The sequence below is a fragment of the Nocardia sp. NPDC055053 genome, assembly GCF_053608285.1.
In genome coordinates, this window is record NZ_JBSGVD010000014.1 from 96,573 (window position 1) to 110,469 (window position 13,897).

The 13,897-nt window shown below is 69.0% G+C and carries 12 protein-coding genes; 4 read left to right on the forward strand and 8 right to left on the reverse strand.

What is annotated here, in order from left to right:
- Positions 1-4: 4 nt before the first annotated feature.
- Positions 5-397, reverse strand: a complete 393-nt coding sequence (locus ACWF82_RS17050; protein ID WP_452502137.1) for a sterol carrier family protein — start codon at positions 395-397, stop codon at positions 5-7.
- A 210-nt stretch (positions 398-607) separates the two neighbouring features.
- A complete protein-coding gene (locus tag ACWF82_RS17055) occupies positions 608-1,240 on the reverse strand; it encodes a TetR/AcrR family transcriptional regulator (protein ID WP_452502139.1) in 633 nt (210 codons plus the stop codon).
- A gap of 82 nt (positions 1,241-1,322) precedes the next feature.
- Between ACWF82_RS17055 and ACWF82_RS17060 the strand changes: the two genes are divergently transcribed.
- The gene (locus ACWF82_RS17060) at positions 1,323-2,192 is read left to right on the forward strand and encodes an alpha/beta fold hydrolase (protein WP_452502141.1); all 870 of its coding nucleotides are present in this window, start codon (positions 1,323-1,325) and stop codon (positions 2,190-2,192) included.
- Between the two features lie 167 nt (positions 2,193-2,359).
- A complete protein-coding gene (locus ACWF82_RS17065; RefSeq protein ID WP_452502143.1) occupies positions 2,360-3,520 on the forward strand; it encodes a type III polyketide synthase in 1,161 nt (386 codons plus the stop codon).
- Positions 3,521-3,531: 11 nt separating this feature from the next.
- Here the strand turns inward: ACWF82_RS17065 and ACWF82_RS17070 are convergent, their stop codons facing one another.
- The gene (locus tag ACWF82_RS17070; protein ID WP_452502145.1) at positions 3,532-4,107 is read right to left on the reverse strand and encodes a CPBP family intramembrane glutamic endopeptidase; all 576 of its coding nucleotides are present in this window, start codon (positions 4,105-4,107) and stop codon (positions 3,532-3,534) included.
- A gap of 176 nt (positions 4,108-4,283) precedes the next feature.
- Positions 4,284-6,014 carry an alpha/beta hydrolase gene (locus ACWF82_RS17075; RefSeq protein ID WP_452502147.1) on the reverse strand — a complete coding sequence of 577 codons (1,731 nt, stop codon included), beginning with the start codon at positions 6,012-6,014 and terminating at the stop codon, positions 4,284-4,286.
- 146 nt (positions 6,015-6,160) lie between these two features.
- Between ACWF82_RS17075 and ACWF82_RS17080 the strand changes: the two genes are divergently transcribed.
- On the forward strand, positions 6,161-6,451 hold the full coding sequence (locus ACWF82_RS17080; protein ID WP_336086490.1) for a YiaA/YiaB family inner membrane protein: 291 nt from the start codon (positions 6,161-6,163) through the stop codon (positions 6,449-6,451).
- Between the two features lie 44 nt (positions 6,452-6,495).
- On the opposite strand, the gene ACWF82_RS17085 is transcribed toward ACWF82_RS17080, so the two are convergent.
- Together ACWF82_RS17085 and purL are read right to left on the reverse strand one after the other, a co-directional pair.
- Positions 6,496-8,265: an alpha/beta hydrolase gene (locus tag ACWF82_RS17085; RefSeq protein WP_452502149.1), complete on the reverse strand. Its 1,770-nt coding sequence runs from the start codon at positions 8,263-8,265 to the stop codon at positions 6,496-6,498.
- A gap of 22 nt (positions 8,266-8,287) precedes the next feature.
- Positions 8,288-10,582: a phosphoribosylformylglycinamidine synthase subunit PurL gene (gene purL, locus ACWF82_RS17090; RefSeq protein WP_452502151.1), complete on the reverse strand. Its 2,295-nt coding sequence runs from the start codon at positions 10,580-10,582 to the stop codon at positions 8,288-8,290.
- A gap of 158 nt (positions 10,583-10,740) precedes the next feature.
- Between purL and ACWF82_RS17095 the strand changes: the two genes are divergently transcribed.
- Positions 10,741-12,060, forward strand: a complete 1,320-nt coding sequence (locus tag ACWF82_RS17095) for a glycosyltransferase 87 family protein (protein ID WP_452502153.1) — start codon at positions 10,741-10,743, stop codon at positions 12,058-12,060.
- Here the strand turns inward: ACWF82_RS17095 and ACWF82_RS17100 are convergent.
- Together ACWF82_RS17100 and ACWF82_RS17105 are read right to left on the reverse strand one after the other, a co-directional pair.
- The gene (locus tag ACWF82_RS17100; protein ID WP_452502155.1) at positions 12,012-13,304 is read right to left on the reverse strand and encodes a M18 family aminopeptidase; all 1,293 of its coding nucleotides are present in this window, start codon (positions 13,302-13,304) and stop codon (positions 12,012-12,014) included. The genes ACWF82_RS17095 and ACWF82_RS17100 overlap by 49 nt on opposite strands.
- Before the next feature lie 136 nt (positions 13,305-13,440).
- On the reverse strand, positions 13,441-13,872 hold the full coding sequence (locus ACWF82_RS17105; protein WP_452502157.1) for a MarR family winged helix-turn-helix transcriptional regulator: 432 nt from the start codon (positions 13,870-13,872) through the stop codon (positions 13,441-13,443).
- Positions 13,873-13,897: the final 25 nt, after the last annotated feature.

The window sequence follows — 13,897 nt, forward strand, 5'->3', positions numbered from 1 at the left end:
ATCCCTATCCCGTCAATGCCACGATCGGCAGCCATCCGGCGATCTCCCCCGCCCGCATCCCCGACACCGACAGCGCACCGGACTCCACCGCCGCATCGAAGTCCAGCAGCCCCGTGGCCAGCAACAACCAGGTTCGCGGATCGGTCTCCACCACGTTCGGCGGCGTGCCCCTGGTATGCCGCGGCCCCTCGATGCACTGCACCGCCACGAACGGCGGCACCCGCACCTCCACCGAATGCCCCGGCGCATCCGCGGCCAGCGCCCTGGCCGTCCCCCGCACCGCCGCCGCGACCTCGGCCCGCCCGGGCGCCCCCACCGTCGCGTCCCGCAACCACTCCCCCACAGCCCACACCGCCGCCCGCACCTGCGCGGGATCGACCACATTCCGTCCTGCCATACCCACGACGCTACCGACCCCCGGCATCTCAGCCGAGTTGCCTGCTGGGCGCATGATCACCAGGCGATGAGGGATTTTCGCTCTCGGGCGATGGTGACGTGAGGGCCTGGTGATCAATCGTCCAGAATCGTGCGGACCGTCAGCACGCTCTCCGGGCAGGCATCGGCCACCACGTCACCGCGAAACTACGGATCGACCCGGTCGAGTGGGTCAGCCTCGTCCGGCCCGCAAGGCGTCGATGCGCAAGTCGAGGTACTCGCGCATCATCTGGCGGGCGTCGGCGCCGCCGAGGAGAGCCAGGCGTTTGGTGTGGGCGAGCAGGAGCAGGCCGGAGAGGTGGGCCAGGACGTCGGCGGTGATGACGCGGGCTCGCTCCTCGGTGGCGCCGAGTTCCATCGTTGCCGACACGATCGGGGCGAGGCCGGACAGCATGGCCGCGTTGAGGCCTGCGTTCAGTTCGGCGCCGAGGCCGTGGGGGCGGATGCCGCCGCGGAAGAGGTAGAAGCCCAGGTCGAGGTCGCGGGGGTTGCCGTCGTAGAAGTCGAAGAAGGCCAGGCCCGCGGCGCGGAAGCGGGCGGCGGGGTCGTCGAGGACGGTCACCGCGGCTACCTCGGCCGAGAGTCGTTCCAGGGATTCGCCGAGCAGGGCGGCGTAGATGTGTTCCTTGCTCGGGAAGTACGCGTAGAGGGCGCCGGGGGTGTAGCCGGCCGCGGTGGCGATGGCCCGGATATTGGCCGCGTCGACGCCGTCTTCCTCGAAGATCGTCCTGGCCGCGCGCAGGATGATCGCGCGTTTCGCCTCGGCGATCTCGTCTCGACGCCCCGCCCGGCTCGATTCGGCCACTGGTCCCCACTTCCCTTCGATCGGGGCCTCACGCTACATTCTGAACAACGTTCAGCACAGTAAACAATGTTCAGGAGGTGTCATGCCGAGCTCCACCGAACCGCTGGAACCGACGACGCTGCGGCTGCGCGGCTGCGACGGTCTCACCCTGGTCGCCGACAGTTTCGGTGTGCCAGGCGGCCCGCTGGTCGTGATGCTGCACGGCGGCGGGCAGAACCGGCATTCGTGGAAGCGCACCGGTCGAGCGCTGGCGGCGGCGGGCATGCACGTCGTCGCGGTGGACGCGCGCGGCCACGGTGACAGCGACTGGTCGCCGACGCGCGACTACACCCGCGAAGCGATGGTCGGCGATCTGCTCACGGTGCTCGAACAGCTCGGCGCGACGCCCGGGGCTGGCGCTGTCGTCGTCGGGGCCAGCATGGGCGGCATCACCGGCCTGCTCACCACCGCGACGCCCGGCGGCGACGCGATCCGCGCGCTGGTGCTGGTCGACATCGTGCCCCGCTCGGAATCCAAAGGCGTGGAACGGGTCATGGACTTCCTCGGCAGGCACCGCGACGGCTTCGACACCCTCGACCAGGTCGCCGACGCGGTCGCCGCCTACCTCCCACACCGCCCGCGCCCCGACAACGCCGACGGCCTGCTGCGCAACCTGCGTCAGCGCGAGGGCCGCTGGTACTGGCACTGGGACCCCGACCTGCTGACCGGCCTCGAGGACAACCCCCAGGCCCGCATCGCCGAGATGGAAGCCGCCGCCGAGGCCCTGACCATCCCAGTCCTGCTGGTCCGCGGCGGCAAGTCCGATGTGGTCAGCGACGAGGGCGCCGCCGCCTTCCTCGCCCTGGCACCACACGCCCGCCTGGCCGAGATCACCGCGGCAGCGCACACCGCCGCCGGCGACGACAACGACGCCTTCACCGACGCCGTCGCGGGCTTCGTCGCTACGGCCTGAGCTACTCGGCCCGCCGCGGAGGAACGCCGATGGCGGCTGCTGCGGCGAAGGCCATCAGCACAACGTGCCAGGTGGGGATCCACACCCCCTTGGGTGCCTATTTGCCGGACATTCGCTCGTCGACGATTGGAGTACCCCCAATCGCTCGCACGAGGAAGAACGGCTCCATGTCACTCGCTCTCGACCAGGCACTTCTCACCCGCACGGCAGCGCGAACGCTCGAGCACGCGAATCCGTCGGCGCCGACCGTCCCCGTCATCGAAGCCATCGCGACCGGTGCGCCCAGCCTGGTCCTCGACCAAGCCGTGGCAGCGGACTGGATGGCTGGGCAATTCACCGATCCGGAGCAGCAATCCCGGGTCAGACGCATCTTTCGCAAGACCATGATCAATACCCGGCACTTCGCCGTCGACCCGCTGGAAGACGGCCTTTCCGCGCCCGGCGGCGAACCGGCGACAATCCAGGATCGCATGCGCCTGTTCTACCGCCACGCCGTTCCGCTTGCGGTCGACGTGGCGCGGCGCGCACTCGACGGTGTCGACCCGGCCGACGTCGGACTCCTCGTGTTCGCCACGAGCACCGGGCTCATCGCGCCCGGCGTCGACGTCGCGGTCGTCGAGCACCTCGGACTGCCCAGGTCGGTCGCTCGCCTCGTGGTCAATTTCATGGGCTGCGCGGCAGCGATGAACGGAATTCGCACCGCCTCGGATTTCGTCCGCGCCAACCCGGACAAGAAGGCGATGGTCGTGTGCATCGAGCTCAACTCGGTGCACGTCGTCCCCGTCGAAGGTGTCGACGACGCGGTCGCGCACAGCCTGTTCGGCGACGGTTGCGGCGCGGTCGTCATCGGGGCACACCGCGGAATGGAGCAGCCTGGCGCCGGGGCGATCGTCATCCGGGACACATTCACCCATTTGTTCGAGGGCACCGAAGACGGCATCGCGGTCGGCGTCAACCAGGACGCCATCACCTGCGAGCTGTCCGCGAACGTGCCCACGTACATCTACGACGGCGTCGCACCCGTTGTCCGAGACACATTGCGGCGCAATGGATTGCGGCAGGCAGATATCGATGTGTGGGCAATCCACCCGGGCGGGCCGAAGATCCTGCTCGAATCCGCGCGATCACTCGGCCTCCCGCCGGAAGCCGCGTCGACGAGCTGGGAAGTTCTCGGTGAGTACGGAAACATGTCGAGCGTCTCACTGATCTTCGTGCTCGAACGGATCGCCGCTCGGACCGCGGCGGACAAGCCGCTCTCGACGGGCGTCGCGTTCTCGTTCGCGCCGGGAGTCACGATCGAAGGCTTCGTCTTCGACGTTCATGCTTGACCGCAACGACGCTACTGCTCGAGCAATTCGATCCGCATCGCCGCGAACGGGAGCAACGCTCCCCCGGCATTGATCGCCAGATGCACCAGCGCGGGCGCGGTCGCGCTGCCGGCGTGCCTGCGCAACGCGCTGAAGACCAGGCCGGCGAGCGTGGTGAGCGCGACCGTTCCCGGCACCGATTCGCCGGTGGCCTGCGCGGGGCGGATGTGGCACAGACCGAAGTCGAGCGCGCCCACCGCCGCGGCGACGCGCGGTTCGGCGACCTCGTCGAGCAGCGGATCGAGCGTGCCGCGGAACACCGCTTCCTCGGCGAGGACCGTGCCCACCGGGATGTGCAGGGCGATCCATTCGAGGTGCGACGTCTCCGGTACCCGCTCGGCGACTTCGAGCGGCAGCCGACGCAACGCCGGAACCGCCAGCACCGCACCATAACCGGCGAACACCAGGACGGCACCCCACACACCCGACCGGAACCCCTTGGCCGACAACCAGTTCGGGCGCCCGTCGAAGACCGCCGTGTACCCCGTCGCGAACACGATGTTCGCCACGGTCCGGCCGCGCAACGGCAGGTCGAGCGCAGGAAGCACCCGGTTACTCCACAGCACCGGAAGGGCCAGCGCTACACCGCGTCCGATACGACTGCGCTTGCGCACACGAGACAGACGGACCGGGCGCTTCTTCGCCGCTCTGTGCGCATGGCCCGCATTCATCCCCGCCGCAGACCCGTCGCGATCATCGACCAACGCCGACCATCGCCCTGCCCTCACTTGACCGCTCGCTCGTACTCGTCCGCGGATTCCAGTGCGGCACGAATACTTTCGACGACCTCGGCACTGACTCCCGGCGGCTCGGCAACGGCCAGCCAGCCGTCGAGCACCAGCGACCCATACCGATGCCCATGCCCGTCGACCACCCCTTGCGCATTCGTGAGGTCCGCCGTGACCTGCCAGAACGTCACGAACGGCGCCCACCGCATCTGCGTCGAGACACCGGGGCCACGCGGCTCGCTCAGCCAATCCGGCTGGGTGAAGATCAGGTCCGCCGACCACCACACGATCGGATCGGACGGGAGCTGCAGGTAGGCGATGCGCGGCTCGCGCCAGGTCTCCGCGGGCCCTAGATCGGTCGCGTCGTCGGCGAATCGGACGACCAGCCCGTCGGCATAGACCGGCGCCACCTCGGGCGACCCGGGATCACGCCGGTCGACGAATTGCCGCCACAGCCGATTCGAGTTCGGCGGCCCCACCCACAGCGCACCGTCCACCTTCTCGCGCAGATCGGCGAGCCCGTCGAAGGCCTCCTCCGAACCCTGGGAGCCCAGGCTCTCGCCGTACACGAACAGTTTCGGCCGTTGCCCCTCCGGCTGGGCCAGCCACCGCTGATACACCGCGTCGAACAGTTCCCGGCTGGCCGCGGCCGCCTTCTCCCGGTCGGAGAGGAAGGACAGCACGCTGGGCAGATACGAATACTGGGTGGCCACGATCGCCGTGTCGCCCCCGTAGAGGTATTCGATCGCGCCCGCCGCCATCGAGTTGACCCAGCCGGTGCCGGTGGTGGTCACCACCACCATGGCCTCGCGTTCGAAGGCCTTGGTCCGTTCCAGCTCGTCGACGGCCAGCTGCGCCGCGGTCTGCTCGCCGGTCACCGACTCCAACCCCACGTAGACCCGGATCGGTTCCCGCGCAGGCTTTCCCGTCACCTCGGTGATGTCGTCGGCGCTCGGCCCGTTCGACACGAACCACCGTCCCTCGAAACCGAGGGTCTCCCACGGCGCGAGCGAGGCCGCGCTGCCGGAGCGCTCCGGTTTCGCGGGCTGCACCGCGAACTCCGACACCCGGTCGTTGCGCACGCTGAACGCGGAGTTGGCCACGGCGAAGAACGCCCGTGACGCCACACCGTTGAAGATCGTCACCGTCAACACGACGAGCACCAGCGCACCGGCGGCGGGCGCGAGTTCGCGCGGCACCCGCACCCAGCGATTGAGCTGGCGGGCCAGTACGAGCACCAGCACCCGCACGGTCCGGTAGGCGGCGACAACGGCGACCCCGACGGCCACGCTGAGCAGCCCGGTCCGCAGGTACGCGGTCGTGGTGGTCCCCGCCATCCCCATCAGCGAGGTGATCTCCCGCTGCCAGCGCGCCGATTGCACCAGCATCACCGCCGCGACCAGCGCGCAGACGACCAGCACGGTCGCCTTGATCGCGTACCGCAGCCGGTCCGACGGGCTGGGAATCGGGATCCGCGCCCGCACCCAGCGCCGGAACGCCCACTCGAGCAGACACCCGAGCCCGTAGCCGATGGCGGCGTTGATCCCGCTGATCAGGCCCTGGAACAACCAGTCGCGCGGCACCAGCGACGGCGTGACCGACAGCGCGAAGAACAGCGTCGCCAGGACCAGACCGGGGTAGTTGAGGTCTACGATGTCCTCGACGCGGCGCAGCAGCCCGGCGCCGCGCGTGCGCAGCGCCACGAGGGTCGAGCCTGTCGCGGACACCAAACCAGTATGGCTGGCCGGTTTCGGCCCGGCAGGGTGTTGTGGATGGCGGGTCGGTCACTCCCGGCCTGCGTTCGGCAACTACCCACCGCACTCGAGTAGTTTCACGCGCCCGGGTGAATCCCCCGGTCAGCATGCTTATTCCTATGAGCACACCCAATGCCAAGCCGAAGAACACCTCGGCCTACATGGCCCAGGCCGCGATCGCGTTCGCCGTCAGCCTGTTCGGGACCGGTGCCGGAATCGCCTACCTGCCGCTGGACGGCTGGCAGCGCGCGTTCCTGGCGATGTCGGGCCTGTTCCTGGTGACCAGCTGCTTCACTCTCGCCAAGGTCGTGCGCGACCAGCAGGAGACCCAGTCACTGATCGGCCGGATCGACGAGGCGCGGCTGGAACAGCTGATCGCCGAACACAATCCGTTCAAATCGGTGTCCTGAGCGGATCGGGCCTGCGCCGATCGAGGGGTTCGGCGCAGCCCGGTCTATTTCAGCTGATGTTCGGTGGCCGCGGACTCGACGAGGAAAGACTTGATCCGCGCGGCCAATTCCGGTGTGTAGTCCGGTGGTTCGGCTACCGCGGCCCAGGCGTCGGGCACCACGTTGCCGTAGTTGTGCCCGTGCCCGTTCGACACCGTCTGCGCGCGTGGCAGATCCGCGGCGACCTGCCAGAACGTGACGATCGGATACCACGACATCGCCGGTGACACATCGGGTCCGCGCTTCTCGGTCAGCCAGTCGGGTTCGGAGAACAGCAGATCCGGCGACCACCACACCACCGGATCGGACGCGTGCTGCAGGTAGACGATGCGCGGGTCGGTCCAGTTGTCCGACGGCCGGGCCAGCTGATCGGCACTCGCGGCGAAGCGCACCGAGAGCCCGTCGGCGTAGATCGGGGTGATCTCCTCGGTGCCGGGGTCACGCCTGCGCACGAACTCCGACCAGAGCCGGTTGGAATTGGGCGGGCCGACCCAGAGCACGCCGTCGGCACGATTGCGGATATCGGCCAGCCCGGAGAACGCGCCCTCCGAGCCCTGCGAGCCGAGGCTCTCGCCGTAGACCAGCAGCTTGGGCCTGGTGTCCTCGGGCAGCGCCGCCCAGCGCTCGTACACCTTGTCGAACAGCAGGCGGCCCATGGTCATCGACTTGTCCCGGTCGGACAGGAACGACAGGGCACTCGGCAGGTAGGAGTACTGGGTCGCCACCAGCGCGCTGTCGCCGCCGTACATGAGCTCGATCGACTCCGCGCTGGTCGAATCAACCCAGCCGGTGCCGGTGGTGCTGATCACCACGAGTACTTCGCGTTCGAAGGCCTTGGTGCGCTCGAGTTCGGCGACAGCCAGATCGGTCTGCGCCTCGAACCCGTCGGCCGATTCCAGCCCGGCGTAGACCCGGATCGGTTCGCGCGCGGGCTTTCCGGTGACCTGCCCGATCGCCAGCGCGGTCGGTGCGTTGGATACGAACCACCGGCCCTCCGAACCGAGGGTGTCCCACTTCGCCAGCGACTCCGGGCTGCCGGAACGTTCGGGCAGTGTCGGCTGGATCGCGTGCGCCGAGGTGTGGCTGTTGCGGGCGCTGAACGCCGAATTCGCCACGGTGAAGAAGGCTTTCGCCAGGACGCCGTTGAACAGCAGCACCGCGGCCACGATCACGATGACCACGCCGAGCGGCCGCGCGACCGAGGCGGGAATCCGGACCCACTGGTTCAGCCCGCGCGCCACGGCCCGCACCAGCCTGACCACGCCGCGCGAGATCCAGATCAGCAACCCGACCACCACCGCGCCGACCAGCACGGTACGGGGATATCCCGAGTCGGATACCGGCTCCATCCCCATCAGATCGGTGATCTGGCGCTGCCAGTGCGCCGACTGGACGCTCAGCAGGATCGCGAAGATCAGGCAGACCACCACGATCACGGACTTCACCGCGATCAACGTCCAGCTCGGCCGCTTCGCCCAGCGCGCGGTGACCTGCTCCGGCAGGGTGATCCTCGGCACGACCCACCGGCGCCAGGCCCAGGCCAGCGCACAGCCGAGGCCGTAGCCGATCGTCGCGTTGATGCCGCTGACCAGGCCCTGGAAGAACCAGTCACGCGGTAGCAGCGAGGGCGTCAGCGACCAGCCGAAGAACACGGTGGCCACGACGAGGCCGGTGTAGTTCGGATGAAAAAACCTCTCCGCCTCGTGGATTCCACGGACGAAGAGGTTCTCCCGAACGGCGGGCGGGGCAGTCGGGCTCGTGTCCTCGATGATCAAGCTCGACTCCTCATCCGATGAATCAGGCGGTGTGCGCTCCGAACAGCTTAGGCAGGGTGCCCTCGAACGCCTCGCGCAATTCGGCGAGTGTCACCGAGAACTGGCCCTGCACCTCGATCGAATCCGAGCCCTGGTCGACAACGCCGATGCGCGCCCACGGCAGCTGCCGCGCGTCGCACATCTTGGTGAAGCGGGTCTCCTCCGAGCGCGGCACGGCGACGAGCACGCGGCCCGCCGACTCCGAGAACAGCTCGACGAACGGGTCCGAACCCTCGGGAAGCACGATGCGGCAACCGGTCTCGCCCGCCAGCGCGGCCTCGACGACGGTCTGCGCGAGACCACCTTCGGAGAGGTCGTGCGCGGCGGAGATCATGCCGTCGCGCGAGCCCGAGGTGAGCACCTCCGAGAGCAACTGCTCGCGGGCGAAGTCGACCTTCGGCGGCACGCCACCAAGGTGATCGTGCACGACCTGCGACCAGATCGAGCCGTCCAGCTCGTCGTGGGTCTCGCCGAGCAGGATCAGCGACTCGCCCGGCTCGAGGCCGAGGCCGGTCGGGATGCGGCGGTGCACATCGTCGATCACGCCGAGCACGCCGACCACCGGGGTGGGCAGGATGGCGTCCTTGCCGGTCTGGTTGTAGAAGCTGACATTGCCGCCGGTGACCGGAATGCCCAGCGCCGCACAGCCGTCCGCGAGACCGCGCACGGCCTGCTGGAACTGCCACATCACGCCGGGGTCCTCCGGCGAACCGAAGTTCAGGCAGTTGGTGACGGCCTTCGGGGTGGCGCCGGTGGTGGCGACATTGCGGAATGCCTCGGCCAGCGCCAGCTGCGCGCCGGTGTACGGGTCGAGCTTGGTGTAGCGGCCCGAGGCGTCGGTGGCCAGCGCGATACCGCGACCGGACTCCTCGTCGATGCGCACCACACCGGCGTCGGCGTGCTCGGCCAGCACGGTGTTGCCGCGCACGTAGCGGTCGTACTGCTCGGTGATCCACTTGCGGCTGCACAGCTGCGGGCTGGCGATCATCGTCAGCAGGGTTTCGCGCAGCTCGTCGGCCGTCTTGGGCCGGGTCAGGGTCGCGGTGGTGTCGGCGATCAGCGCGTCCTGGTCCTCGGGACGCTGCACGGGGCGCTCGTAGACCGGGCCCTCGTGGGCGACGGTGCGCGGCGGCACGTCGACGACGGTCTCGCCGTGCCAGGTGATGACGAGGTGGTCGCCGTCGGTGACCTCACCGATGACGGTGGCCAGCACGTCGTGCCTCTTGCAGACGGCCATGAAGGCGTCCACGTTCTCGGGGGTGACGACCGCGCACATGCGCTCCTGCGACTCGCTCGACAGGATCTCGGCGGGGGTCATGTGCTTGGCGCGCAGCGGGACCTTGGTCAGGTCGATGTGCATGCCGCCGTCGCCTGCCGCGGCCAGCTCGGAGGTGGCGCAGGACAGCCCGGCGCCGCCGAGGTCCTGGATGCCGACGACGAGTCCGGCCTTGTACAGGTCCAGACAGCACTCGATGAGCACCTTCTCGGTGAACGGGTCACCGACCTGCACGGCGGGCAGCTTCTTGCGGCCGGTGCCGGTCTCCTCGCCGGAGAAGGTGTCCGAGGCCAGTACGGAGACGCCACCGATGCCGTCGAGGCCGGTGCGAGCGCCGAACAGGATGATCTTGTTGCCCGCGCCGGAGGCGAAGGCCAGGTGCAGGTCTTCCACCCGCATCGCGCCCGCGCACAGCGCGTTGACGAGGGGGTTGCCCTGGTAGGAGGCGTCGAAGACGGTCTCGCCGCCGACATTCGGCAGGCCGAGGGAGTTGCCGTAGCCGCCGACGCCGCGCACGACGCCGTCGACAACGCGACGGGTGTCGGCCGCGTCTGCCGCGCCGAAGCGCAGCTGGTCCATGACCGCGATCGGGCGCGCGCCCATCGCCATGATGTCGCGCACGATGCCGCCGACGCCGGTGGCCGCGCCCTGGTACGGCTCGACGTAGGACGGGTGGTTGTGGCTCTCCACCTTGAAGGTGACCGCCCAGCCGTCGCCGATGTCGACCACGCCCGCGTTCTCGCCGATGCCGGCCAGCATGGAGGCCTTCATCTCGGGAGTGGTCGTCTCACCGAAGTAGCGCAGGTGCACCTTGGAGGACTTGTAGGAGCAGTGCTCGCTCCACATCACGGAGTACATCGCCAGTTCGGCGTCGGTGGGCCTGCGGCCCAGAATCTCCTTGATGCGGGCGTACTCGTCGTCTTTGAGACCGAGTTCCTTGTACGGCTGCGGAGCATCCGGGGTGGCTGCGGCGGTAGCGACGGTGTCGACCTGCAGTGTCACGGGAGACCAGGGTCCTTTCGGCCGGGGGAACTTGACTCCAGAGTCTAATGGTTAGTACCGGAGCGGCTTCGCCCCGCACTGCCCACTGGTGACCGACCTCGCACCCGGCCTCATCACACCTGCACTTCGGCCGGGTGCGCACCCGATAGTCTGACGCCGTGAACGAGAGTCCGGGGGTTGCCGAGCAGGTCGAGCCGCCTGTTCCCGCGCGGGACGCGGCGCCGAGTTCCACTCCGGCCGGGCCGTCGGCAAACCCACCGGGCGTCGACCGCGACCGGCAGCGCAAGTGGCTGGCCGCATCGATCGGGTTGTTCGTGTTCTCCGCCGCGGTCGCGTTGCTCGCGCACTGGTGGCACGGGTTCATCGACCTGCAGGTTTACCGCAACGGCGCCCGCGTCTGGCTCGACGGCGGCGACCTGTACGGGCCGATGCCGCCGGTCTACGGACTCGGCCTGCCCTTCACCTATCCCCCGCTCGCCGCGGCGTTCTTCGTGCCGCTGGCGTTGATGCCGCTGGTGGTCGCCGAGATCTCCGTGCTGGTGACCTCGCTGGTGAGCCTGGGTATCGCGCTGTGGCTGGTGCTCGCCCGGATCCGTCCCGAGCTCGACCGGATCTCGGTGCTCACCGTGGTGATCGCCGGTCTCGGCCTTGCCCAGTTCCTGGAGCCGGTGCGGCAGACGTTCAACTTCGGCCAGATCAATCTGATCCTGATGGCCGCGGTCACCATCGACATCCTGGTCCGCAAGCCGTTCTGGCCGCGCGGGATGCTGATCGGCATCACGGTGTCGATCAAGCTGATTCCGGCGGGCTATCTGCTGTACTTCCTGTTGCGCCGGGACTGGAAGGCCGCGGCCACCCTGATCATCTCGGCGGCGGGCGCGGTGGGCGTCGGCTTCCTGCTGTTCCCGAGCGACTCGGTCGAATACTGGTTCCACACCGTCACCGACACCGGCCGCATCGGCACCCCGTACTTCGCGGGCAACCAGTCGATCAAGGGCACGCTGTTCCGGCTCGGCATGGACGAATCGGTGGCCACCGGGCTGTGGATCGCGCTGTCGGTGCTGACGGTCGCGCTGGCCGCGGTGTGGATGTACCGGCTGATCGGCGCGGGCAAGGATGTCGCCGCGCTGCTGGTCAACGCCGCTGCCGTGCTGCTCGTCTCGCCGGTGTCGTGGTCGCATCACTGGGTGTGGGTGGCGCCCGCGCTTGTCGTCGCCGTCGACCAGGTCACGCGCCGCCGCTCCCGCGTGTTCACCGCCGTCGTCGCGCTGTTCACGGTGATGTTCATCGTCGGGCCGCAGTGGGTGCTGCCGCATTCCAACGGCAAGGAACTCGGCTGGGCCTGGTGGCAGCAGATCATCGGCGCCAGCTACGTGTGGACCACCTTCGCGGTGATCGTGTACGCGGTGATCACCTACCGGCCTACCCCTCAGTCGAGGGCGGCCGGCGTCAAGAAGGCGGCCAGCGCCGAGGCGTAGGCGGGAACGTCGGCCGCGCCCATGAGTTCTCGGCACGAGTGCATGGCCAGCTGTGGTGCGCCGATGTCGACGGTGGACATGCCGGTGCGCGCCGCGGTCATCGGGCCGATGGTCGAACCGCACGGCAGATCGGCGCGATGCACGTAGCGCTGCAACGGAACACCGGCCTGCGCACACGCCAGCGCGAAGGCGCCCGCCCCCGCCGCATCGGTGGCGTAGCGCAGGTTCTGGTTGACCTTGAGCACCGGCCCGCCGCCGACCTCGATGCGGTGCGCGGGTTCGTGCCGGTCCGGGTAGTTCGGGTGCGTCGCGTGCGCCATGTCACCGGAGGCGACCACCGAACCGGCAAGGGCGGCAAGGTAATCCGCTCGCCCACCGCCACGGGCCAGCACGATGCGTTCCAGGACGGCGGGCAGCAGATCCGACTGCGCGCCCCGATCGGACTGGCTGCCGACCTCCTCGTGGTCGAACATCACCAGCACCGGTGTCGCGGCGCCCGGCTCGTCGACCGCGGCGAGGAATGCTTGCAGCCCGGCGTAGCAGGTGCCCTGGTTGTCCAGCCGTGGCGCGCTCACCAGATCGTTGTCGCGCCCGACCAGTGTGCTCGGCGCGAGATCGTGGGTCATCAGTTCCCAGCCGAGCACGTCGGCGCCGTCGACCCCGGCCCGCTCGGCAACGAAATCCAGGAACGAGGCGGGCGAATCACCGATGCCCCAGATCGCGTTCACGTGCCGCTGCGGGTCGAGGGTCACCCCGCGCCGGTCCTCGGACAGGTGGATCGCCAGCTGCGGCACCCGCAGAATCGGCTCGTCGATGCGAACCAGGACCTCGCTCATCCGCGCACCGTCGCGCACGCTGAGCCGCCCGGAGATCCCGAGCTCCCGGTCCAGCCACGAATTCAGCCACGCGCCGCCATAGGGCTCGAGCCCGACCAGCTGCCACCCGGCCGCCGCCAGGTCAGGATGCTGCTTCACCCGCAGATTCGGACTGTCGGTGTGCGCACCGACCACCCGGAACGGATCGGTTGGCGCCGCGTCGAAATCGGCCCACGCGATCAGCGAACCACCGCGCACCACATAGTGTTTCCCACCGACACCCTCCCACGCCTGCGCCTCCGCCAGCGGCGTGAACCCGTTGGCCGCGAGCTCGGCGGCGACCGTCGCACACACATGGAACGGCGACGGCGAAGCATCGATGAAGGCGCACAGGCCACTCGCGGTGGCCGCAGTCAGGGATACAGGCACATCCGCGATCCTAGGTGCTGAAGCTCCCGATCGATCCAGCCCGCACGCCCCGACCTCGAGGAGGGGCAGGCCGACGCAGTCGGCCGTCGCGGCCGCGCTGGCCGACGCAGTCGGCCGTCGCGGCCGCGCTCCAAAATTACAGCTCGGCGATGACCGACAGCGCGGTAACCAATTCGCTGTAGCGCCGCGCACCGAGCCGGGCCCGCAGATCGTCCTCTGCCTGCTGTTCCTCCGCCCGGATCCGCCCGACCAGCTTCGCGCCGAGATTACTCAGCCCGATCAGGATCCGCCTGCGGTCATCGGTCGCGGCGACCCGGAAGATGAGACCGCGTTCGGCGAGATGGTCGGCGTGCCGGGTGGCCGAGGACGGCGCGAGGCGCGCGGCAGCCGCCAGCTCCGACATGGTCATGCCCTCATCGGTCGACAACTGCGACAGAATCGCCCAGTGATCGGCCGTGAGATTGTCGGCCGACAGCGCCGAATCGAGCTGACGGACCCAGTTACGCTCCGCCGAGCGCAGCGCGCCGTGCAGCGTGGAACACCCACTTATGATGGACACCGATTGCATTCCCACCTGCCGACACAATTCATTC